We start from the raw sequence: 23328 nt of genomic DNA on the forward strand, positions 1-23328 counted from the left end.
GTCTGTCAAAAGTGAGCTGGGGCGCTTAAACTTAAAAGAAAGCATCACGTCTTTTGTACAAGAGGGTGATAATGTAATCCATTCTTCTCGCCCTTCCCTTAAGTTCCTTATACTTTCTGCTAAAGTCCGTATAATAAGGGTAATTCGATAAAATTCCAAGAGGAATAATAAAAAACTTTTAGACTTATTATTCCTTACTTCCCCGTCTATGTTTCACTATGAATTTATCTAAACTCTTATGGAGATTTTCTACAATGTCTCGAACTTTTGTTAAAAATTTCAGCTCTTTATTTCTATTAAGTACTTATTTGATTTCCCTATCTCCTGCATACAGTAATGATGATTCTAGCGTATCAGACTGGGAGGTGACGCCGCTTGATCGGGCGGATTGCATATGGGACCTTGGAATAACCCGTGAAGAGATTCCTTATCAGCAAGCCGCCCTAGAAATTCTCAAGAAATTAGGTGATGAGCAGCAGAGTGAGAAAGCAAAGAAGAAATATATTAAAAAGGTGATAGAATATTTAAGTTATCATCCTCTCCCTACAGAGGAAAACGTCACTGTCGCCTCTTCATTAGTCTGTCTTCTGCCCTCTAGATCCCAAGCGTTTTCTGCACAAGAGTTTAAAATTGCATTAAAGCAGGATATTGAGAATTTATATAATGAATTACTTACTTCCATAAAAAACCCTGGCAGTCCTGAGAAAAGCCCTACCCTCGGGAGACGCTCTTCAGATCTTGGTCGATTAGAAACCCCTTCTTCTCCAGTAGGGAGTCCGCCGCGCCAATATTTCGATATTCTCCGAGGACCTGATAGTCCACGCATAAATATAGAGGAGGAGGTTAAAAAGCTAAAGCTTAACTACTATTATGCAAGCTTCATAGAAATACTGGGAGAAGATGCCTCTGCGCTTCGCAAGAATATCACGCAAAGGGCAAACAGTTTATCTTCCAGGAGTATAAGTACCCTTCATAAATATAAGTTACGCTACCTTAGAGAAGTAAATCAGAAACAATTTGAAATATTAATGGAGTTGGCAGAAAACATTTTATCCTCTGCCAAAGATACTTCACAGCCAGATCTAGCAGCAGCCCTGACAAAACTAGCCGGCAAGATATATCTTAAATTGGCGGAAAATGCCCGAGAAGAATATAAAAACAATAAGCTCAAACTTGTGGAACATCTTCACAGCTATTATGATCAGGCCTGCAAGAGAGCTGCGTCCCGTCAGGCTTATTATTTGAAAGGCGAGCTATATGAAACCTATAAAGATAATTATAAATCTTGGAATTCAAAAGCTTGGGATGCTTATGTAGATGCTACTCGTAAAAAAGAAGGTTCTGCTTCTACGATGGACCAAATAGAAGATGATTTTACTTTTGAAGGGGAGCAAGTAGAGGATGAGGGGTATTCACTAGCTTATCATAAAATTGCAGTCGTTCATGAAGATGCTGAGAATCCTTTTAAAGTAGAAAAAGATGAAGCTGAAGCCATAAAAAATCATGCATTTGCTGCTAGAAAGGGGCACCCTATATCTCAGTATCGTCTTTACCATTATTATACAGAAATAGGGGAAAGCGATATTGCTATCAGGCTGCTGGAATTGGCCGCAGAAGGAGGTTATGCTCCTGCTCAAACTGACCTAGGGGTGCATTATTTAAATAATAATTGCAAAGATAACTCTTCTTATACTAAGGCTGCATACTGGCTCAATAAAGCTGTTCAGCAAGAGCAAGCCAGGGCCTATAAATATCTGGGCCGAGTGTATGAGGAAGGGTTGGGCGTCGAAAAGGATTACGATACGGCTTTCTCTCATTACCGGCATGCTTATAAGCTGAATTCTGTTGAGAGCGAACAAGATACTGAATTAGCTTTAAAATTGGGCCAATTCTATGAAAAGGGTTATACTCAAAAAGGAGTAGATGCCCAAAAAGCTTACGAATATTATTCTATTGCTGCCGAAAATGGTAGTCCACAAGCTCATTATTATCTAGGAAAACTATATTTTTATGGTAAAGATTTTAAACGGGACAGAGCTTTAGCTTTAGAGCATTTCCACAAAGCACCGTTAACAAGTGAAGTAGCTTTATTGTTAGGTATCATGTATCACTTTGGCTTAGGTACAGAGGTAAACATTGCCGAAGCAAAGCATCATCTTGAATATGCAGCTAATAGTAATGATATTCAGGCGATTGAATTCTTAGCTTACATTCATCAAAAGGGATTAGACGGCAAAGTTGACCAAGCTAAAGCCTTCGCCTTATGGGAAAAGGGGGCTGATTTAGGGAGTGCAATTTGTGCAGTTCAAGCTGGTAAACATTTATATAAAAGATGGAAAAAGAAGGAACCTCTTTCAGAATGTTGGAAGAAATCAATAAGTTACTTTGAGAAAGCTCCTGAGGACCCTGATGCCTTATACCATCTGGCTTATATGATAGAATACTATTTTAGCGCAAGTAATGATGGCCCCGAAAAAAGTGAACTAGATAAGGCTTATGCAGCGTATGATAAGGCTGTAGAAAAAGGGCATGCAGGAGCACTGATTTGGAAAGCTGAACAGTATGAAATGCATCCCTTAATGGAAGAACAGCGAAAAGCTGTGCCCTATTATGAAAAGGCCGCGAGTAGAAACTACGTTAAAGCATGGTACCTTTTAGCGAGAATATATGAGGAAGGGGTATGTGGAATGGAACAAGATCTTGAAAAGGCGTACGAATATGGAGAGAAAGCAAGAAGTCTATTTAAAAAGTACACCTTTTTACAAGATACTGCGCCCCTTATAGAAAAGGGCTCCCAGCATGCGTTAAATGTTATTCAAGCTAAAGCACAACAAGGTAACCCTTTTATCCTTGCTTATTTGGCACGGTTAGGCGAGACAGCTTCTTACAGTAATGGAGACTATCGACAAATAATTGGTGATTATAGAGAAGCTGCAAAGGGAGGGAGTAGATCTGCTGCTCGCCGCTTGGAAATGCTGGAAAAGTATAACATACCAGTGTTGATTCAAGAGGAGAATAAGGAGCCTAGGGATAGTCGCCGCCTAATAATAAAAAGCAGACAGGTAAATAAAGGAGATCCTTATAAAACTCGTCATCAGAAAGATAATCCAAAAAAGATGACCCAAGCTATTCGGCTGGGCAAGATATCACTTTCATTTTCCAACTCGTCATATGCACCGAGTGGCAGTGAGAATAGCCAAGATACTTCCGCTCAAAAAGTCTTTTCATTGTCGATGGAGTCGATGTCTATAACTTCCGATATTCCACCGGTAAGAAAGGTGGAGCAAGAAACACAATCTACCTCTGAGCAGGATAATGCAGCAGACTCCTCCACCCTGCTCTCAGAGCAAACAAAAAAGGCACTCATAGCGTTATCTAATTCCACTACTATGATTAAGAATGAAGATCCTAGTGTGGCCAATAAAGTTGCTATCATTAGCGTCAATAAGCCTGTGAGAAATTTAAAAGATTCTTTAACTGAAGAAAAGGAAGAAGGCACAAGCAGCGAAGGTACCAGACAGTCGAGGTAGCTTTAGCATTTAATTAAGGGAGCTAGAGTGTAAATTAGGGCTCTAGCTCCTTTTAAATGGACCCGTCTCTCTGCTTGCCAACGCCACAATTTCTAAGTATTTAAACTTAGAGCTATAAAATTATCGTAGCTATGTCTTGAATTGTATTCTTTTTATAAGTTTATCGTCCAAGGCGTACTTTCTCTTTTGCTTCCTCAATAAACCCATACCCTTTAAAGCTAACGATGCTAACGAGGCATCCACACTAATAACAGACTTAAGTGAGATCTTTTTTAAGAGGATGCTCTTTAGAATTAAGCTGCTTGCTTCAATAGCAGTTCCCAGCATGATTAATGGGGGAGGATAACCATCTTACTCTTTTGGCTCATTAATTATCGCTAAGACTTTTAATAGTCCACCTTTCTAAAGGAGGATTCCCGGGCAAGATATGGTAGATACCGCAATTACCAGCGCGTAGATCTGGCTGCCCTAAAAAAGTGGCTAACGCGATAAAGACACCACCATGAGCCACAATCAGGGGCGGGCGGTGCTGCGGTGAACTATTCAGGATCTCAGTTATAGTTGCTAAGACACGTCTTTCAAACTGAAGCCATGTTTCCCCTCCCGACGGTAATTGATCACCATCCGAGGCTGTCAAGAAGCAAGCATGAGGACGGCCTTGTTTATCGCCCCAGTGACACTCCATTAAGCCTGCATGACGGATAATAGAGTGCTGATGATCCATGTTTACGATTTCAGCTGTTTGTAAAGCCCGCTTAAGTGGGCTGGAATAAATCACTGAAAATTCAGTATCCCTTAATAATGGCCGAGCTAAATGAGCTTGGTGCAACCCTGTCTGGTTAAGTGGGATATCCATTTGACCCATAGTTATATTGTCTTTATTCCAATCAGTTTCACCGTGGCGCATAAAATAAAAAGATTTTAAGGGAAGGGGGAGAGCAGTCATGTTTTATCCTTTTGTAAATTTATGTAGGTTATAGGCTAATCCTCGCCCCTTGTAAAGACTAAGCTGCACCATAATTAGCAGCCAAATGATGTTTTTTAAGAGTGTGAGTTTTGGCGGAGGCCAATTATAGAGGTGTTACTCATATTCACGCGCTTAGGTAGTATGCAAAGTCGAGGTATATGCTTTAGCTCTTTATAGCAGAACGCTCTGATATCTGTGAAGAGGGCGAATGCCTTATAACGAAGCTTTAATCTTTATGGGGATGATGGCAATGATGCCGCCAATCAGTCTGAATACATTTAATATAATCCTCATAACCTTTTAGGCGAGCTTCAGGAGGTAACTCCTTAAAGATAATGGTGCGAGCGTTTTCTTTAAAATCTGTTGTCAGCTCACCCGAAGGAGCGGTCTGGTGATAAGCGGCGACCAAAGAGCCAGTGGCATTATCAGAGTAGCCCGCCCCACAAGCAATAACTTTATCCTGAAGTGATTGATTATGGATCATCGAAGGAGAGGTGCACCCTGCCAGAAGGTTTGTATAGAAAAAGAGGCCTAGAATTTTTACTGCCCTCATCGGGAATTTCTCTTATTGCTAACTATTCAATCTTTAAAAAATATCTTGTCCAGTTAGAGAATTATCTGAGAAACGTTGATCATTTTTATACTTGCACGCAAATTTAGCCTATCTGGTCATTTTTGTTGTCTAGCTGATCCTAGCTTGCTGTCAATACGTTAGATTCTAATCTTTTGCAAGCTATTGTAACTGCTAATAGACTCACCTGTCAGCAAGCGCAGGCGTAATAGAAAAGGTGTTTATTACAATATATTTCAATGCATTGATAAATAATTTAGGGGGGAGGGAAAATAACTCTCTCCTTGGTTTTTTTATACTTATAGTTAGTGTTCTTCAGCATATACATTTTTTGTGTTTTATAATGCTACAGTGTAGTATGCTTAATATCTTTATACCCCATAATTGCCTTACTAGTAATTGGTGTTCTGGGAGACAGCTGCTTTAGCTGTTGTGAATGATGAGATCTAGAAACTTGATAAGTACTAAATACATGCTAATTGGTGTACTGGGGGCTATTTTATCGCTTCAGGTAGGCTGTTCTCGCTCATTTGGGTGGTCGGAGCGCGTGGATGCGGCGACCATCGCTGATAGTTGGAAAACTTATGCAGAATTCTTTGCCTCAGCAAATAGTATTCCTTTGAGCAAAGAACAATTTATCAGCCAGTTACAGAAGGGGACTTATACTCAAATGTCGATTAGTCACTTTCTTAGCTTGCCCGTTGAGAATCATCGCCTTGCCCGTTATCATTCGGCTCAAACGGCAGAAGAAGCTTATCCAGAGTCAGACCGTCCACGTCAAAACCAGGACATTGATTCTGTAAATTATTTTTTATCCTCGATCGCGCCTGTGAGTCCCATCACAGTTGCCATTATGATGGATAAAAAAGGAAAGACACGCCTCATTAAGTTGGATGGCGTCCACCGGATGATGGCCGCCAACATACTGCAACACGACCTGCGAGTTTTATGGATTAATTTGAGGGAAATCTAAACACCCTAAGCTTTTATCCTTTATCTAATACCTTTCTCTGTGGAAAGCAGGCTCCTAGGGTGCTGAAATTAGAGTCCCTTTAATTAAGGCTTAAAACAAAGTAAGAGTTACAAATTTAAGTCAAGCATCCCTTCGGTTTCGTTACCTCTCCGCTTTAAAAAATCGTCTATTAAAAGTTAAGTTTTATAGGAGTCAGTGGCTCTTTTTCAGGATCTCTACATGGATTAGCAAGTCTTGTTATTCTGTTAGGAGTCAGACTTTGCGGCCGGTTAGGACTTAGATTTGGCACTCTGTTAGGGCTTAGATTCTCTTTATTCTGTTTAACCTTCTCGGTCTCACCTTTAATAGTTTCTAGGACACTCTGATAAAGGGCAAATTGCTTTTTCTGCTTAAGGAGTTCTTGGGTGGTCGCTGCCAATTTCTGTTTCAAAGATTCTAACTCCGCTTTTAACTTCTTCGCTTCATCATCACAACTTCTTCGCTCAGCTTCCACTTTAGCAAGGTGCATTGCTTGTTTCTCTAAGGAATCCTGTTTCTGAGTTATTAATTCTTGAGACGCTGTCAGCTGTTGTTCCAGAGTATGAACTTGGTCAGAATGAGCCGCTTGGACGGCTTGTAAGTGCTGCTGTTGAGCTTGCAGCTGCGTGGTCTTGTCTTCTAAAGCTTGCTGGGTCGGGCTTGCAGTTGTGTGGTCTTCTCCGTTAGAGCCTGTTGGGTCGTGGTGGCTAATCCTTGTGAATCTCTTAGCTGCTGCTCCAGGGTGTGAACTTGTTCAGAATGAATAGCTTGGAGCTCAATCAAATATTGCTGCTTTGCTCCCAATTCACTTTCTAACTTGGCAATGCAAGCCGTTTGTTTGTCAAGATTCTGTTGTGCGCTGGCGGCTAATGCTTGTGATGCTGCAAGTTGCTGCTGTTTTTCTTGGAGGTCACCCTCCAATTGCAGAAGGCGTTTATAGCTTTCTGCTAAATCGTGCTGCTTTGTTTTTGCTAATTCTTCTTGGAGTGCTAATTTCTCTTTAAGATGGTGGATTTCTTCCTTGCGAGATTTATGTAAAGCTTCTAATTGCTGATGCTTTTGTAGAATATCTTGCTCAGCTAAGCTGAGGTGTTGTTGCGTGGTTATTAGGGTCTCTTGATTATTGGTCGCCGCTTGTCTCAAAGCTATAATCTCTTCCCGCAGTATGCTAGCTTCTTGATCATATTGATTCTTCCTTTGTCCAAATTTTAATTTCTTAGTATTAAACCTTTCTGCAGCCGTTCTTAATTGTTGCTCTAAGGCTGAGATCTGTGATTGGCCCGCTTTGTAATCAGCTCTGACAGAGGTTAGCTGCTCTTCATGGGTTCTAACCTGGTTTCCCAATTGATGGAGGTGTTGCTGGTAATCGCTGAGCTGAGCGCGAGCCAGCGTCAGCTCTGAGTTTTTCTGATTAAGTTGTTCTGCTAATTGCTGTATCTGAGAGTTGCTATAGGAAGCTGAGAGTTGTTTTATACGGAACTCATTAATCCGGTATACTTCTAGTTTCAGATCTTTAACTACCATATTAAAGGAAAGACCAGGAAGGCAAGAAATGTCTGGGCGCTCTTTGGTGGCATATTTAAACAGGAGTAATTGCTGATCTCTTGCGCTTAGGCCTTCTAGTTGCTTAAAGTCAAAAAGAGGATCGCCTGTGGTGGCAGCATACTCATACAGCTTCAAATGCTGGTCTGTTGCCTCAGCACAATGGCTATTATTGGTAAAGTGATGCTGCTCCGCTCCCTGGCTAAGTGTACTTACCAACGGAAGCCATACTAAATATGCTTTTCTCATCTTTATATTCACTATTTAAATTGCTGATTAATTAATGAGCTCTAATCTGGACAAATGCCGTTTAATAAACGGCATTATAGAGAGTCGTCTCAAACACCATAGCAAAATTTCAGCATAAGAGAAGAAATATAAGGCTTAACCTTAGTGGATACCCATTCTGTCGAGGCAGATTGAAAAACTGTTCTCGATGCTTTAATGGGACCATAAGAGGAAAACCGATATTCCAATCCTATCCGAAATTTATTAATTGCTTTATCAATACCTATACCGAAAAGAGGGGCAAGTTTCCATTTGGATTTTAGGAAAGTTTTAAAACCATTAATCTCTCCTGAAATGGCGTCGACATTTTCGACAACATAACTATATTTAAATCGACTTGCTTCAACGCCTAGTAAACCATAAAGTTGTAAGGAATTGAATAGCTTGCGTCCTATGCGGCCCACAAAGCTGGTGGTGAGTTGACGATTAAGTTTAAGATCCAAACGGCGCTGCAAAGGACCTGAGCTTAGAATTAAATTGGGATCTGCCGCTGTATTTTTGATCTGGCAATCAACGTTACCCTGGCCTATTTGAAACTCTGGACTTATAAAGATTGATCTTTGAGGTAAGGTATAAACTGTCCCTATAAAGGCATAGCCGTTCATTTTATCAGCCCTTAAGGAGTTACCATTCGAAAAAATAAGGTGGCTGCCAGCATGGTTCGTTATCACTCCATAGCTTCTTCCGCCGACATGATCCCAAGAAACAGCTAAGCCTGTGTAAAGATTGTTAAGAGTTGAAGCTTTGGTTGGTTCTATAGAGAAAAATAAAAAAGCCAATGCAAAATATGATGAAATATATCTTAATTTCATTAATATTTCCTTTAATTTAATAATGTTGGGATAAAGTTAGTTTAATTCAAAATTTAATTTGTTAATAAGTGTTTAGGTAAATCGTCGAAAATTATAACAATATTTTTATTTTTTGTCAATAATTTTAGTAAAAAGAATTTTTTAATCTTAATATTTTTCTTAAAAAAGATATTAAGACATCATAGTTCTTTTAGACCTTCAACGTTAGTTAATTGCACATATCAACAGTCAGCATAATCTAAATAAAGATAAGTTTTTCCGACCGTCGGCTATTCTTCTACTGAGCTAGAAGGGTAAATAGTGTGTCATTCTAATTATATTTTACTAAAATTAGAGATGCACAAGCACATTAATGTCTTTACTCTCTTGTCCCCAAATTTATGGTTTGGAAAACACAGAAAGCAATAGCCTTTGAGAAGGAAATGTTATCTCTTATAATTATGTGATGAAATCTATAATATTTATAAACGCACAATATTACTACGTGAAAAATTTATTAAATTTCTCGTATTTTTTTTGACAATACCTGGGGGTGGTATGCTATGTGATATAAAGATAAATTAGTAGGATTAACATCTTAATTAAATGTGCCGTTGTTTTGTGTATTTCTCTCCTTTAATCTTCTATGTATATAGTCGTTTCGGCCTTTTTCGGCGTACCCTTGTTGTAGTTTTAATTCTTGAGCTGTTAGTGCGATAGGAAAAGGAGCTAGTGATGGGGATATTAACGGTACTAGGTACTCTGCTCGGGCTTGCTGTTTCCCAAAGCTGGGGCTGCCAAGAAGCTAAGAGTTACGAGCAGAGACAAGATTATTGTTCTGCATTAAAAGAAATTGCCAACCTTACTTTCATGCAAGACTGGGAAAAACTATCTCCCCGCCAACGCCAGCTTATGGAAAGTGAAGCAGAAGCGGCGCAAAAACAGGCAATCAAGCTAACGATATTAAAAAATGAAACTGAAGCTAAGAAATATTTCTTAGGTGCAGCTAATAAAGGTTCTGCCGTAGCCATGTCTTTATTGGGAGGCATTATCGCAGCTGAAGGGAACTATTTAGAAGCCTTCTATTGGCAAAGATTTTCTTTAATAATCTCATGTTTGCTGAATAAGTCGACTATGCTGCCAGTAAATAAAATGAAGGAAATGGCTGAGAGTGCTAACTGTCCCCCGCTGATCAAGCCTTATGTGCAAGAATTACGAAAGCTTAATATGGGGAAAATTAAAAGGACGCTTTCTTCCTTAGACGGCATGGCGCAAAGAGCACACATAATTAATGACTATCTTCTTCTGCCTGCATCAGATTATTGTCTGGATATGAGCATAATTGAGTGCCACTACCAAGCTATTTCTCGGCTCAAAGCTTTAAGCCCTTTGGCGACTTCGCGAGATAAACTGCAAGACTTGCGTCATCTCCTCACCATAACAAAGCCATCTTCCTCATATTATTCTTCTCAGGAAACCCTTAAAGAAACTTCTAAAATACTATGCTCTCATGCTTACTCCTTATTAAATGGTAAAACTGCTCTCGATGAAAATGGGCAGACAGTTAAAGAGGCTGAAAGAAACGAAGTCGCGGCTCGAATTTATCGGCGCGTAGGGACAGTTCAAGCAAGATTTGGTCTCGCTGAGGCGATCTATATGGGACAGGTTTATACTGATGAAAACACCCATTCCATTGTCGAAGGGCAGCGCTATAAAGTGGTAGCACGGCTGCTAAGGCCGATAGCAACAGCGGATGCTTATTGTCGCTTAGCTCAATTAATTGAAAAAGGATTAATTGACAAGGATGAGAATAAGCAACGGATTTTGAAAGGACAGCAATATAATGTTGCCGCCCGCCTTTACCGACAAGCAGGAACCCCTCTCGCTCTAGGTCATTTGGGATACTTAATGGAAATGGGCCATATTAATACTGATGAGAAGGGAAGGCTTATCTGTGAAGCACAGAGGTATTACCAAGCGGCACAGCTCTACCGACAAGCAGACATCCCCTCAACCTTACATAATTTGGCAAGATTGATTGAACAGGAAAAGATTTCTCTTGATGAAATTGGCCATCCCATAGCTGCTGGACAGTATGCTAACGTTGCTGCACGTTTATATCGGCAAGCAAGGATACCCTTATCCTATTATTATCTAGCCTCGCTTATTGCCGATGGTAAAATCCATGAAGATGCAACTGGAAAACCCTTCCCCGAAACAAAGCGTTATGAAATTGCGGCTAAGATCTTTAGGGAGTCAAAAATGCCTGCAGCTTTGTTTTGTCTAGCGCTACTGCTTGAGGAAGGCAAAATCTGCACGGATGAAACAGGGCAACCGATTATAGAGAGCCAGCGATCTATTACAGTCGCGCGCTTATATAACCTATCTAATACACCTAAGGGTATTCATAATATTGGAGTTATGATTTACAGGGGTCAGCTTCTTACGAACGAAAAAGGTCAACCAATTCCGTCAGGAAAACGTAATGAAGAAGCAGCACGCCTTTATCGGTTGGCCCGAATACCCGATTCCTTACATAACTTAGCTTCGCTTGTTGCCAGCGGAAAAATTCATCATGATGAGAATTATCAGTATATTCCTACAGAACAGCGTTATGAGCAAGCAGCCCGTCTGTATCGGCTAGCCGGGATGCCACACTCTTTAGTCGAGCTCGCCGCATTAATTATTAGAGGTAAGATTAATCACGATCATCACTGTAAAAAGATACCATTAAAGCAAGGGGATGAAGTGGCGGCAGCGATACTGCGAGCCTGTAAAACGCCTCGGGCCTTGGTTCACTTAGGTAGCTTAATTGCAGAAGGCCGGATTTATGAAGACGAAAATGGACAGCTGATTCCAGACGGACAGCTATATCAGTACGCAGCGAGTCTGTGGCGCCGCTCTGGTGTGCCCGATGCATTAGACAATATTGCTGTTATTATTAACCGTGGTCTCCTTAATCAGGATGAGAAAGGACAGCCCTTTGTTCCGGAAATGCGCTCAGAAATTGTGGCTCATATTTATCGTCAAACCCGAACACCATTTGCTCTTCATAACCTTGCCTCTATGATCACAAAAGGCTTGACCAATAAAGATGAAAGCGGAGAACTGATTGCGGACGGCCAGCGCCTTGCCATTGCTGCCCGTTTATACCGACAAGCAGCGCTTCCTGAATCTTTGACCAAGCTTGCGGTTCTAATTAGTCATCACTTAATTGATAAGGACGAGAAAGGCGAGCCGATTGCAGAGCCGCAGAGATTAGCAGTTATGGCTCGCTTGCTTAGAAAAGCTCAAACGCGCGAAGCAATGATTCATTTGGCGGGCAGAATTTATCGAAGGCATATCGATGAAGATGAATGTGGCAAACCTATTCAAGCAGGGCAGCATTATGCCGTTGCTCGGCGCATTCTTGAAAATATTAAGTCAGTTAAGCCCTATTACTACTTAGCAATAATTACATTGGCAGAAAGCGAGGCTCTGACTGCAAAGAAGCAAGCTTTAGAATATGCTTTATGGGGAGCACAGCAAGGAGATCATCGCGCCATAAAGCTATATAAGAGGCTTCAAACTTCACTTATTGCAGGAAAACAGATCCAGCAACAGCCATCCGATTTTGCTAGCATGAGCTTCCCGATTGCTCATCCGGCGACACAAAAAGGTGATAATATAACTCCGGAACAAATTACAGCAGCAGAATATGCATCTCCCATGCCAACGGCACGCAAGCGAGCGAGAGAAGAACAAAAGCTGATCACTATCAAAAGTGAAAAAAAGTTAGCCACGGCCAAGCGCAGTACTTGGGGCGCTTTTTCAGCAGCCGAAAAAGCTCAAAAACGCAAGCTGAAGCTGCAAAGAATCGTGCAAGAAGCCTGGGCTAAATCAGATAAACTGTCTTTGAAATGTTCTCCTTTAAAGGATAATAAAGACATTGTCTTTGTTTGGAGTCAAGAGGCGGAGGAGCAATTCAAGCAGCTAATGGCATGGCAGCAAGAGAAAGTTTTAGCATTAATTGAAGACTTAAGGGAAGGGGTTCCCAGTGCTCATGAGGAAACATTGCGCCATCTAAAAGCTAAATCACGCCATATTACCCATAAGCATCGTCTAATTTATCGACAAGTAAATCAAAGAATAGAAATTATAGGATGTTACGGCCACTACGGTGAGTAAAGTGAGTATTCAAAACACACCCCTTAGGAAGAATAGATCTAACTGATCAGGAATGATTAATCCGCCTAGAAAGGTTAATAAATACTGAATAGCAACTGAGAGCTCGGGAAGATTTTTTAAACGGGGCGCGTAGGTAAAATTTACACTCTCAAAAAGGTTGCCATTAAAAAAGGGGGCAATTGGCTCAAAGTCAAAGAATCAATTAAAGAGAAATGCTTTTTACTTAGCACTAAGATTATTGGTATGAGTTGAGTAACATTTCAAGAGAGAGACGGTAGTTAGCGCCAACCTTAGGAAAGATATAGATTCACTAAAACAATTTTTAACTTACTTAAGAAGAGATAGATTTAGTTAAAATTTATCTCTTTTAAAACCTAAAATAGGGAGCATAAAGACCAAGGAGCACACTTAGCTGGAAACAATTTCACTTCCAAAATGTGCTCCCTATTATACATTAGTATACTTTAGCCTGCTCTGCGAAGTCTTGACCAATCAATACCATTAAAACGGTAAACCCATCCATTTTCTTCTTTCATCTCACCGACTCTAGGTTGAGGTTGAGGTTGAGGAGCCATTGGCTGTTGGGCTTGTTGTTGCTGGCGAAGTTGTTCTTGTGCAGTGCTGCGAATTTCCTCTTGGCGCTGGCGAATTATGTCAGCTTCGCGTTGGCGACGCGCTTCTTCAGCGGTTCTTTGAGCAGCCTCTTGCTGGGCACGGTATTGTTGACGTGCCTGTTCTTGAGATCTTTGAGCAGCCTCTTGCTGTTGCGCGCGGCGTAGGTTCTCGGCTTCGCGTTGGCGACGCGCTTCTTCAGCGGCTCTTTGAGCAGCCTCTTGCTCTTGTTGGGCACGACGTTGTTCGGCTTCGTGTTGACGGCGCGCTTGTTCCTCAGCTTGTTGCTGTCCAGGACCTTTAGGAGGTTGGAATGGCGTTAACGGAGTTAACTTAAAGCGAAAGTTAGTTGCAGGCAGGCCACTGTGCAAAGCTTTTTTAGCGTATGAAATTTTTTCGTCGGGAGTCGTCGCTTGCTCCGCTCTCGCTGCAAGTTTATTAAAATTATTCACAGCTAAAGGATCAAGCTTATAATTTATTTCAAAATGCCCTTCAGGCTTCCATTCACAGTTAATGCCGACAGATTGCAGGTCTGCAAAGTTATTACCACGCCACATCCCTACGGTAATATTAAGCTTAGAGCTTAGACTCACCATTTCCGGAAATTTTAATCTTGTATAATTAGGTACATTCCCCTGAGAACGTTGCAACAGATAAGGATAAATTGAATCCTGATTGTTAGGATTGAAGGATGGATATTCTGCCTCTAAGTCCCTAAGGTCGCTTCCTATTGCTTCTATTTTCCATGCTGAATTGTCTGCTAGGGTCTGGGTAACCCCTATACCTGTAGCGCTAAGGTGATCACCGCTACCGGCATACAGCATTTTCATTAATTGGTCCGCACTTCTGATCGGGCATCTACCATTACCCTGCGGAGCATCCATGCTTGCGGCGATGGTTGCTAAAGATGAGAAAAGGAAAACGGTTTTATACAAGAAATTTTTGCTAAAATTTGCAGGCATTGTTTTAAACCATTTACGCTTCTGTGCGACTAACTTTGCCGTGGGTGAGTGATATGTATTTAAAGATTCCATTTGTACAATCCTTTAGTTTTTTTAATCTTTCACGATACTTTCCCTCATCTAGGGCTCGCGCCCTATTTTCGTCTGTAAGCAGACGAGCTGGTATGCAGTTAAGGATCGTGGAGGCAATCGCAGCTCTAACTAGAAACTTTCGCTAGTAAAGCAGCTTATGCTTATCCAGTTGACCATATTCCACCTCCGCTTCAAGATAGGCCTCTCAGATAAATTCTTACGCTTCGCATTCGAAGAAAATACCCGCCAGTGCTATTTGCCCTTAGAAGTGAATATGTTCTAATAATGATATAGGTGTTCCGTTTACTAGTATCAAGTCAGAGAACAAGAAATATTTTATAAAATTTTTCTTGTTTTAGTTGAGAAAGTATAAATAATAAACCCATTATTTACTTTTGGGTGTCTGTTCTTTTCTTTATCTAAGCCTAATGTCCTTATTGATAGGGCAGAGATAGGTTAATTCTTAAGCTTTTTCGCCTAAAAGTTAGGTATTTAATAGAATAAAAAGACGATCAGACTTAATTGTATAAAGGGCGAAGAGCCTCTTTGCTAAATAATCATAGAAAAGAAAATATCAATTTATTGGAATTAAATAAAAGGGTTAGCAGCAAGGTATTTTAACCTTACTATTAGGAGTTAACGTATTGGCAAGAATAGGCAGCGAAAAAAGTACACACGGCCACAGCCAATGTTAATTTCAGCAGAGGTATTAGCTGTGATGTAATATAAATTGTATAAAGTTAATCCTTAAGGTATTAATAAGGCGACTGAGTGGTATTGGTCAACCCTGAGTGAATCTTATATTAATTAGAATAAAGAGGGAACCTATGAATAATTATGACAGAGTAAGTATTCTAAAGATTTGTATGAGCGCCCTAATTATAAGCTTACCTTCAGCAGCGCAAGCTGATTCCGGCCTGAATGGTTCTAAAATGGCGGCACAAACTTCTGCCCACCCGGTGGTTTATGGAAGTAGCCAATTAAAAGATATGACTTATGATACGCTTACCGTTTATGGTGCCCTTGATTTCACAAATCTGATTATTCAGCAAGAGTTGAAAGTTGATGGCTCAGCCCATGGCAAGAATCTTAAGTGTCAGGAGTTTAAAATTAATGGCTCCTTGGCAGTTGATCAACTTGAAGCGCATCAAGGCCTCGTGAGCGGCTCCCTCACAGGGCACAATATATCAATTCTAAAGGATTTGTCTGTTGAAGGCAGCCTAGCAGGCGACAGAATTACCGTATTAGGGAGAACGAAAATCGCAGGTAACCTATCCGTAATAGGCGGAGATTTCACTGATATTGACATAGAAGGAGACGCCAGTGACTTAACTGATTCAAGAGCTGCTAACATTCACTTTAAGAAAGTTATTACTGATACTCAAAAACTTTATCTCAGAGGAAAAACAATTGTCAGCGGTGACATTGTTTTTGAATCCGGAAAGGGCGAAATATACCTAGGGACCGATGCCGTTATTAAAGGGCAGGTCAAAGGAGCGACGATTAAAAAGTAGTAAGATGGTAAACTGTAATTGTGAAAAGAGCTAGAGCCTAACACTGGGCTCTATTCTGCATGAGAATTATAGTTTCTTTCTTCCAGAATCCAGGGGTCATTTGCCATATGCTCAAGGATTGCTTCCATTTGCGCAAGCTCCTGATTTCGAAAAATTGTCGTCAGTATACTGGGCTCAGGCGACCCATCTAGGCCAGCTTTAATATGATTATAATAATCTGTGAGCTCAATAAATTGATTATAATTAAGGGTTCTCAATAAATTGGTGATATAGGTCTTCAAGCCCTTTCTGGCAGCAGCAGGAAAGGCAGAGATGTAGCCGCGAATAAACCTTGTAATTAAAGCATTGAAAGCTGAAGAGGAAGGGGCATCAAAAGTATTATTCCTTAATGATAAATAAAAGACATAGAGATCAAGCATGAAATCAGCAGGAGCTCTTAAGGAATTGGCGAAGGAAGCATTATCAATAAAGCTAACCTTATGAGTAGTCTCATTAAAAAATATATTCCCCAAATGAAAGTCACCATGAGTTGCCGTCGTAAATCTAGAAAAATCAAACTGCGGATTGCTCATCGAGATCTTAATTTGATTGAGTGCCATTCCAAAATGGACGCTGCCTAAAGCTAAACCAACCCTCTGCATTATCTCCTCAAGGCGCAAGAGGCTGTCAGGCTCTATAATTTCTTCATAAACTAAATCTAAAAGCTCACTTCCTTCAGCTAGGGGCATAATCGAGACATAAGTTTTTTGATCAGCCGCTAAGGTAGCGGGGGTAGGAGAAATAAAATAAAATGACTGTAAAGGCAACTTAATATCAGGATATACAGAAGCGGGATCAGTAGAACTGAACTTTAATAGCTCTGAGGCTTTGATATACTCGATATCTTGCAGTTCCTTCATCGGGGTATTAGTTGTGCGCGTCCTAACCTTATCAGAGTTCCATTTTAGCTCCTTAATCACAAAAGCTGTGGGAAGCATAAAAGGATTGGCGGGATTATTGAGGACAGCTTTGAAAACTTGCCCTGAAAAAGCACCCGGATTAAAAATAGTTATCGTATAAAGCTCATGCTTAAGAGCTAGACTGGGAAGCAGATCCCGGGCCACTAATAGGGGAATAATAGCTGATGCATTAAGCTTACCCTGACTCTTACTAATTCTCTGCTTTATGTCAGGGGGAAGAATAAATAAAGGAATCTGTAACGGTTTAGCTATCACCCTCGGGTTATCAATAAATTTTTTGATATCCACCGCAGGCTTTACCTTATAGGAAGGGGGAATATTTTCTTTTAATGATTCTATGTTAGAGGAGCGATGGTTAAGAGGCTGCGATAGGGAGGAGGCTACTTGCTGTGAATTAGGAGTGACGGAAGTGCCATCAGACAAAATATCACAATTTGCTTTAACATGCTCATAGTAGGGGGTGCTTTGACAATTTGATAAGCAGGCTTCAGCCCTGCCATTAATAGAAACACAGGAATCTTTTTTGCATAAACTGAAGCATTTACTAGGAGGGAAATCTTCACTGTAGCCAAAGCTAATCAACAAGATTAAAGTAAAACAGGAAAGAAATTTTACCATCATTTATACTTCATAATAAAATATTTAAAATAATATAATTCAAAAAGTAAATTGAAAAGTTTTAATAAATAATTAATGGTGGCTCAATTAACTATGCTGTGTTCTTATTTTGCTGAGGAAGCCCATGGATATCTGGTGAAACACTAAGGGGATAAGAAATATCGAGTAAGTTGTGACAGAGCCTGATTAAAGGCTCTAGGCCCTAACTTTGAGGGGAAGTAAACTTAGACCTTTTTAATAAAAAGATTTTTGTAGAGGAGTATGAGTTTCCTTTAAATATTATCGTCTGCTCAGTTATCCAGAAATGGTTACGACTGTAACTTTGGCTTTATTTTTTTGCTTAATTGCAGATGCTTTTAAAAGTGTTTGGATAGTCAGATCGGCATTATCGGAAATCTTGCCGGTGGCCATAGTGACCGATGAGTTAATGCGAGCAACAGCGCGATGTTTCATAGACACCCAAAGAGCATCTACACCTTGTTCAGTCTCTCTTGTAAGCTTTGAGGAACCCCGCCCTTTAACATTGAGTTTATTAATTGCACCCTGCAAATTTAATTGCGAATGATTCCTTAAGTTAAGGTCAAGCAAGCTGACTTTAAAAGGATTTAATTTACCCTTGGCAGTATTTTTTAAAACCAGTTTAGCTCTCTCGACCTCAAGATTTTTAGCACGTATTTTAGAAGCGCCCTTAAGAGTAAAATCCATTTCCTTGGCTGAAAGATTATTGATGTGGCATCGACTTTTTCCATTAGTGTGGACAATATATTCACTGTTAGGAATGGTGCGAGGCATATAGATGTAGATGGTTAAGCGTTTTTGGGGAGACTCTATAGATTTTTCCGCTAGTAATGCTTAAACTTGCGCCTGCAGCTTGGCTAATGCATGGTAAATCAAGGTCATTATGGGTGCCTTTGATCTTTAAGCTTGCTCCCTGTGCTTGGTTAAAGGAGTCCATCTTAATAGAAGAGCATCCTTTTATGCTCACAGAGCTGCCCGCCTCTTGGTAGACATTGCTTATCTTAAAACTGCCGCCAGTTGAAGTAATAGGGAATGAAGTCGGTGTATCTGTTTTTGCAGAAGACCTTTTAGCGCTTGTGTATACGTTGAGTTGGCTGCGCAGACTGTGTAGGCAGAATCCCCCCCTCGTTAAAATCCACAGTTAGATCTTGTAAGTCTTTTTGAGCCCCCTTAACTTTGATTCCCACTGTATCGCTATTCCCAGGCTCTAGTTTTAAATGAGCCGACTCAATATTAAAGCTGAAGGTATAATTGTCTTCAAGGTTGGTTGGTAATGAAAACCATGAGATTTCTTTAAAGTCGTATCCTTGTTTTGTTCCTTGCGGCCAAACTTGTAAGGGGTGATCTAAAGCTGTACAGCTGAGATCTGCTCCCAAAAGCGGAAATATTAATAGTGATCTGTACATGGCCAAGCTTTCAAAAAGTTAATTCTCTCTACTTCCTAGTATGTTTAATATCTAGTAAAATTAGAAGTTTTTTAAGGTGGGTTTATTTGCATAAACTATTTAGCAATAAAGCGGCGGAAATCTCGTTGCCGGTTTGTTGCCTTTTAACAAGAGCGTCCTCTAGAGCGTTGACATAGCAGAATAAAATGAGTAATTGTCCACTATCTAATAAGAAAGTGAGGTTAGCCAAGAATGCTGTTAAATGCGCTCGATTCTTATTGTTTTGTCTTTGGTAGGGGCTACTTTATTGAATAATTGATTGGTAAGGATACCTAGCAAGAATAAAATAAAAAGAAACCCGGCCAGTGGCCGGGGAAAAAACTAGGACGGGTCAATAGCACCGTGGCAGTGCTTGAATTTCTTGCCTGAGCCACAGGGGCAGGCGGCATTGCGCTGTATTCTACCTGAGCCCTCGATACCACCAGAGCTTGAGCGAGACTGCGAACTGCGGTTTGGCCGAGTTAAGGGAACAACCTCTGCCTCGGGAGTAACCTCTGGGTCTTCCCAGGCGGGGGTTTGTTCCTCGAGCAGATCGAAATTCATTTCTGGATTGAGCAGCTGAGAGAGAATGGTTGGATCGGGGACATCTATCTCAAAGTGAGCTAAGGATGAAATTGTTTCCTCTCGCAACACTTCCAGCATATTCTGGAAAAGAACAAAAGCTTCGCGTTTATATTCATTTAGCGGGTTTCCTTGAGCATAGGCGCGCAAGTTGATTCCTTGGCGTAATTGATCAAGGGTTAATAGATGGTCCTTCCAGCACTTATCAAGGATACGCAAAACCATGTTGGTCTCAGCGGTGCGCATCATCAAGGCCCCATACTTTTCTTCTTTAGCTTTCATATGTTGGCTAACAGCTTCAATAATGCGCTGAATGATTTCAGCCTCAGCAATGCCTTCCTCATTAGCCCAAGCTTTAGCATCAATATGGATACCAAAAACGCGATGGATTTCACTTTGTAAGCCCTCGAGATCCCATTGCTCGATTAAGGAATCCTGGGGGATATGGCGCTGGACAATAGTTTCAATGACATCTGAGCGCATGTCCGCAACCATTTCCGAGATATCTTGGCTTAACATTAATTCCCGACGTTGCTCATAAATGATTTTACGTTGATCATTCATCACGTCATCATAGCGCAACAGATGTTTACGGATATCAAAGTTACGAGCTTCAACCTTTTGTTGGGCGCGTTCAAGGGCTTTACTGATCCAGGCATGAGAAATAGCTTCACCTTCCTTAACCCCTAACTTGCGGAGCATGGCATCTAAGCGATCGGAACCAAAAATTCGCATCAAATCATCTTGAAGAGAGATGTAGAATTTAGATTCTCCGGGGTCACCTTGGCGGCCAGAACGCCCGCGTAATTGGTTGTCAATACGGCGGCTTTCATGGCGTTCAGTACCAATAACATATAAACCGCCCGCAGCTTTAACCTGTTCTTCTAACGCTTTAACTTCCTCAGTAACGCGGTCAACAACTTTCTTGACTTCATTTTCATCGGTTAAGCCTGCAATCTCTTTTGCAATTCTAGCCTCTAGATTGCCACCAAGTTTAATGTCGGTACCACGGCCCGCCATGTTGGTGGCAATAGTGACCGCTCCCGGCGCACCAGCCTCGGTGATAATCGCAGCCTCTTGCTCATGATAACGCGCATTCAAGACCTGATGCTTGACTTTCTCAGTCTGTAGCATTTGAGAAATCATCTCTGATTTTTCAATGCTTGTTGTCCCCACCAGCACAGGTTGCCCTTTTTGTTGGCAGATTTTAATCTGCTCAATCATGGCTTTATACTTTTCTTGGGCTGTTAAGTAAACTTCGTCATCATTATCTATTCGCGCTACAGGGCGATTGGTGGGAATATCAACCGTTCTCAGCTTATAAATTTCTTCAAACTCATGAGCCTCTGTCATCGCTGTACCAGTCATGCCCGATAGCTTTGGGTACATGCGGAAGAAATTCTGATAGGTAATCGAAGCCAGGGTCTGGTTCTCAGTTTCAATCGTAACCCCTTCTTTAGCTTCTAAGGCTTGGTGCAATCCTTCTGAGTAACGACGGCCATCCATCATACGGCCTGTAAACTCATCAATAATAATGACTTTATTATTTTTGACGATATAGTCGACGTCACGCGTAAATAAAGTATGCGCCTTGAGCGCCTGGTTTACATGGTGGACGACGCTAATATTATGGATATCGTACAGTGTCTCCCCGTGAATTAAGCCTGCTTCACGCAGTAACTCTTCTATGCGCTCAATGCCCGTATCAGTTAGAGTCACCGAGCGTTGCTTTTCGTCCTTTTCATAATGTTCGGGAGCTAACTTTGGAATTAACGCATTAATAGATCGGTACAAGTCTGACGAGTCTTCAGCTGAACCGGAAATAATGAGAGGGGTTCTGGCCTCATCAATCAAAATGCTGTCAACTTCGTCGACAATAGCATAGTTAAAGGGACGCATAACCATATCTTCAAAGCGGAATTTCATATTATCGCGTAGATAATCGAAGCCAAATTCATGGTTAGTTCCATAAGTTACATCGCTGTGATAAGCGTCACGTCGTTGATGATCCGACATGCCATGCACAATACAGCCGGTGCTGAGGCCTAAATAATTATAAAGTCGACCCATCCAGCTAGAGTCGCGGCTGGCTAAGTAATCATTTACCGTGACAACGTGTACGCCTTTTCCACTTAGGGCATTTAAATAAACAGGAAGGGTTGCGACAAGAGTTTTTCCTTCACCCGTCCGCATTTCAGCAATCAGACCATTATGTAGCACCATACCGCCGACGAGCTGCACATCGAAGGGGCGCATGCCAAGGACTCTTTTTGAGGCTTCACGCGCCGTAGCAAATGCTTCTGGTAAAATATCATCCAAAGTTTCTCCCTTTTCAAGGCGCTCTTTGAATAGTTGGGTCTGTGCTCGCAGTTCATCGTCGGACATGGCGACGTATTTCGGCTCCAGCTGGTTGATTTTTTCGACAACCTTTAAGTACTTCTTGACCATGCGTTCATTTGCTGATCCGAAAATCTTTGTAAGTAAAGAAACTAACATTCACAAAACCTTTTTGTTGCGACAGTTTTGATTTGCAATGATATTTCATTAAAAATTGAAACTGTCTCTTGCTTGACATATTAATTGTAGTGTAAATCTAAAATTAAAAAGACTCAACGATTAGCTTTGTCTTTTAACTCATGAATAGCAATTTTTCGAAAGGAATGGAAATGTTTAAGTTTTCCCGCCTCGCAGCTTTAGCGCTTTGCCTTACTGTGGCACTTCCCGCCATCGCTGATAATAAAGATCCAAAAGACTCAAAGGTGGTCGCTAAAGTTGATATTGATGGTAAAAAAGTAGATATTACCGTCGGCGAACTCAAGCGTCGTATGAAGTCCTTGCCGCCTCAGTTGCAAGGTGAATCACTGGAGAAGATCTTCGACCCGCTAGTACAGAGCTCCATTGATATGGCTATCATTACCCATTTGGCTAAGAAAGCTGGTCTTGATAAGGACGAGGAAGTAAAGGCGCGAATTGCAGATTGCCAAGAAGCAATGCTCCAAAAAGCATTCTTAGATAAAGAAATTGCCAAGCTTCAAACTGATGCAGAGCTTAAGAAGGCTTATGATGAACTAATTAAAGTCATGCCTGATATGGATGAAATTAGCTTCCATCAAGCAGTTTTCCGTGAAAAGAAAAAAGCTGAAGAATTCATTAAATTAATCAAAGCTAAATCTGGAGATTTCGAAAAGGCCCTTAAAGAAGGTCAAGAAAAAGACCCCGAGCTCAAGGGTGGAAAAGCAGACTATGTTAAATTTCCAGAATTGCCACCTGCACTGGCAGAGGCTCTAGGAAAAGCTAAGGGTGGCGCATTAATTGATAAACCAGTTGAAGAAAAGCTCGGATCTCAATCAGTTTTCTTTGTGGTCAAAGTCATCGATCGTCGCGCTGCTAAGAAGCCAACATTTGAACAAGCTAAATCTGATCTCAAGGGCTTAACTGTTCCAAAATATGCTCAAGAAGTCATTGAAAAAGCTCGCAAAGACTTCAAGATCGAAAAATTCGACATGGAAGGTAAGCCTTTGCCTGAGAAGAAGGATGAAGCGCCGGCAGAACCAGCTGCAGGAAATGCTACTGAATAAAACACTAGTATGTTTTTTGAGAAGCCTGGCTTTAAGCCAGGTTTTTTTATGTCTTGCATTTTGCTTTTGGTAGCTTTTTCTGAGGGAGCGATAGAGCTACTAATAAAATTAAACGACATAAACTAATATAAAATGAGCTAAA

The 23328-nt window shown here is 40.9% G+C and carries 15 protein-coding genes; 5 read left to right on the forward strand and 10 right to left on the reverse strand.

The window, feature by feature from the left end; translation table 11 throughout:
* Window positions 1-254 precede the first annotated feature (254 nt).
* Entirely contained in the window at window positions 255-3530 is a 3276-nt protein-coding gene (locus HMO_RS0110965) for a tetratricopeptide repeat protein (protein WP_010302906.1), read from the forward strand.
* A gap of 367 nt (window positions 3531-3897) precedes the next feature.
* Here HMO_RS0110965 and HMO_RS14775 read toward each other — a convergent pair whose 3' ends face one another.
* Both HMO_RS14775 and HMO_RS0110980 read right to left on the reverse strand, forming a co-directional pair.
* Window positions 3898-4476 carry a histidine phosphatase family protein gene (locus HMO_RS14775; RefSeq protein ID WP_010302908.1) on the reverse strand — a complete coding sequence of 193 codons (579 nt, stop codon included), beginning with the start codon at window positions 4474-4476 and terminating at the stop codon, window positions 3898-3900.
* A 247-nt stretch (window positions 4477-4723) separates the two neighbouring features.
* Window positions 4724-5050: a hypothetical protein gene (locus HMO_RS0110980; RefSeq protein WP_010302911.1), complete on the reverse strand. Its 327-nt coding sequence runs from the start codon at window positions 5048-5050 to the stop codon at window positions 4724-4726.
* A gap of 454 nt (window positions 5051-5504) precedes the next feature.
* Between HMO_RS0110980 and HMO_RS0110985 the strand changes: the two genes are divergently transcribed.
* Window positions 5505-6041: a hypothetical protein gene (locus tag HMO_RS0110985; protein WP_139016877.1), complete on the forward strand. Its 537-nt coding sequence runs from the start codon at window positions 5505-5507 to the stop codon at window positions 6039-6041.
* 169 nt (window positions 6042-6210) lie between these two features.
* Here the strand turns inward: HMO_RS0110985 and HMO_RS0110990 are convergent, their stop codons facing one another.
* The 3 genes from HMO_RS0110990 to HMO_RS0111000 all read right to left on the reverse strand — a co-directional run bounded on the left by HMO_RS0110990 (window position 6211) and on the right by HMO_RS0111000 (window position 8701).
* Window positions 6211-6549: a hypothetical protein gene (locus HMO_RS0110990; protein WP_010302917.1), complete on the reverse strand. Its 339-nt coding sequence runs from the start codon at window positions 6547-6549 to the stop codon at window positions 6211-6213.
* Between the two features lie 149 nt (window positions 6550-6698).
* The gene (locus HMO_RS0110995; RefSeq protein WP_010302919.1) at window positions 6699-7850 is read right to left on the reverse strand and encodes a coiled-coil domain-containing protein; all 1152 of its coding nucleotides are present in this window, start codon (window positions 7848-7850) and stop codon (window positions 6699-6701) included.
* A gap of 89 nt (window positions 7851-7939) precedes the next feature.
* Window positions 7940-8701: an outer membrane protein gene (locus HMO_RS0111000; protein WP_010302922.1), complete on the reverse strand. Its 762-nt coding sequence runs from the start codon at window positions 8699-8701 to the stop codon at window positions 7940-7942.
* 714 nt (window positions 8702-9415) lie between these two features.
* On the opposite strand from HMO_RS0111000, the gene HMO_RS0111005 reads away from it, so the two are divergent.
* Complete coding sequence (locus HMO_RS0111005; protein ID WP_010302925.1) at window positions 9416-12847, forward strand: hypothetical protein; 3432 nt, start codon at window positions 9416-9418, stop codon at window positions 12845-12847.
* 464 nt (window positions 12848-13311) lie between these two features.
* Here the strand turns inward: HMO_RS0111005 and HMO_RS15810 are convergent, their stop codons facing one another.
* Window positions 13312-14493, reverse strand: coding sequence for a hypothetical protein (locus tag HMO_RS15810; RefSeq protein WP_010302928.1), 1182 nt, complete (start codon window positions 14491-14493; stop codon window positions 13312-13314).
* A gap of 827 nt (window positions 14494-15320) precedes the next feature.
* On the opposite strand from HMO_RS15810, the gene HMO_RS0111015 reads away from it, so the two are divergent.
* The gene (locus HMO_RS0111015) at window positions 15321-16007 is read left to right on the forward strand and encodes a hypothetical protein (protein ID WP_010302931.1); all 687 of its coding nucleotides are present in this window, start codon (window positions 15321-15323) and stop codon (window positions 16005-16007) included.
* 50 nt (window positions 16008-16057) lie between these two features.
* On the opposite strand, the gene HMO_RS0111020 is transcribed toward HMO_RS0111015, so the two are convergent.
* The 4 genes from HMO_RS0111020 to secA form a co-directional block, all read right to left on the reverse strand.
* Window positions 16058-17587 (reverse strand): hypothetical protein, encoded by a 1530-nt coding sequence (locus tag HMO_RS0111020; protein WP_029448967.1) that lies wholly within the window; start codon window positions 17585-17587, stop codon window positions 16058-16060.
* A 291-nt stretch (window positions 17588-17878) separates the two neighbouring features.
* Window positions 17879-18289 (reverse strand): hypothetical protein, encoded by a 411-nt coding sequence (locus tag HMO_RS0111025; RefSeq protein ID WP_029448969.1) that lies wholly within the window; start codon window positions 18287-18289, stop codon window positions 17879-17881.
* A gap of 380 nt (window positions 18290-18669) precedes the next feature.
* Window positions 18670-19008, reverse strand: coding sequence for a hypothetical protein (locus tag HMO_RS0111035; RefSeq protein WP_010302941.1), 339 nt, complete (start codon window positions 19006-19008; stop codon window positions 18670-18672).
* A gap of 360 nt (window positions 19009-19368) precedes the next feature.
* Window positions 19369-22104 carry a preprotein translocase subunit SecA gene (secA, locus tag HMO_RS0111040; RefSeq protein WP_010302947.1) on the reverse strand — a complete coding sequence of 912 codons (2736 nt, stop codon included), beginning with the start codon at window positions 22102-22104 and terminating at the stop codon, window positions 19369-19371.
* A 170-nt stretch (window positions 22105-22274) separates the two neighbouring features.
* Between secA and HMO_RS0111045 the strand changes: the two genes are divergently transcribed.
* Entirely contained in the window at window positions 22275-23186 is a 912-nt protein-coding gene (locus tag HMO_RS0111045; RefSeq protein ID WP_010302949.1) for a peptidylprolyl isomerase, read from the forward strand.
* Window positions 23187-23328: the final 142 nt, after the last annotated feature.

Source organism: Candidatus Odyssella thessalonicensis L13, assembly GCF_000190415.1.
GTDB lineage: Bacteria > Pseudomonadota > Alphaproteobacteria > Paracaedibacterales > Paracaedibacteraceae > Paracaedibacter > Paracaedibacter thessalonicensis.

Coding starts and splice junctions, on each gene's coding strand:
- HMO_RS0110965 (WP_010302906.1), top strand. CDS start 255: ATGTCTCGAACTTTTGTTAAAAATTTCAGCTCTTTATTTCTATTAAGT.
- HMO_RS14775 (WP_010302908.1), bottom strand. CDS start 4,476: ATGACTGCTCTCCCCCTTCCCTTAAAATCTTTTTATTTTATGCGCCAC.
- HMO_RS0110980 (WP_010302911.1), bottom strand. CDS start 5,050: ATGAGGGCAGTAAAAATTCTAGGCCTCTTTTTCTATACAAACCTTCTG.
- HMO_RS0110985 (WP_139016877.1), top strand. CDS start 5,505: ATGATGAGATCTAGAAACTTGATAAGTACTAAATACATGCTAATTGGT.
- HMO_RS0110990 (WP_010302917.1), bottom strand. CDS start 6,549: ATGCACCTTGCTAAAGTGGAAGCTGAGCGAAGAAGTTGTGATGATGAA.
- HMO_RS0110995 (WP_010302919.1), bottom strand. CDS start 7,850: ATGAGAAAAGCATATTTAGTATGGCTTCCGTTGGTAAGTACACTTAGC.
- HMO_RS0111000 (WP_010302922.1), bottom strand. CDS start 8,701: ATGAAATTAAGATATATTTCATCATATTTTGCATTGGCTTTTTTATTT.
- HMO_RS0111005 (WP_010302925.1), top strand. CDS start 9,416: ATGGGGATATTAACGGTACTAGGTACTCTGCTCGGGCTTGCTGTTTCC.
- HMO_RS15810 (WP_010302928.1), bottom strand. CDS start 14,493: ATGGAATCTTTAAATACATATCACTCACCCACGGCAAAGTTAGTCGCA.
- HMO_RS0111015 (WP_010302931.1), top strand. CDS start 15,321: ATGAATAATTATGACAGAGTAAGTATTCTAAAGATTTGTATGAGCGCC.
- HMO_RS0111020 (WP_029448967.1), bottom strand. CDS start 17,587: ATGATGGTAAAATTTCTTTCCTGTTTTACTTTAATCTTGTTGATTAGC.
- HMO_RS0111025 (WP_029448969.1), bottom strand. CDS start 18,289: ATGGATTTTACTCTTAAGGGCGCTTCTAAAATACGTGCTAAAAATCTT.
- HMO_RS0111035 (WP_010302941.1), bottom strand. CDS start 19,008: ATGTACAGATCACTATTAATATTTCCGCTTTTGGGAGCAGATCTCAGC.
- secA (WP_010302947.1), bottom strand. CDS start 22,104: ATGTTAGTTTCTTTACTTACAAAGATTTTCGGATCAGCAAATGAACGC.
- HMO_RS0111045 (WP_010302949.1), top strand. CDS start 22,275: ATGTTTAAGTTTTCCCGCCTCGCAGCTTTAGCGCTTTGCCTTACTGTG.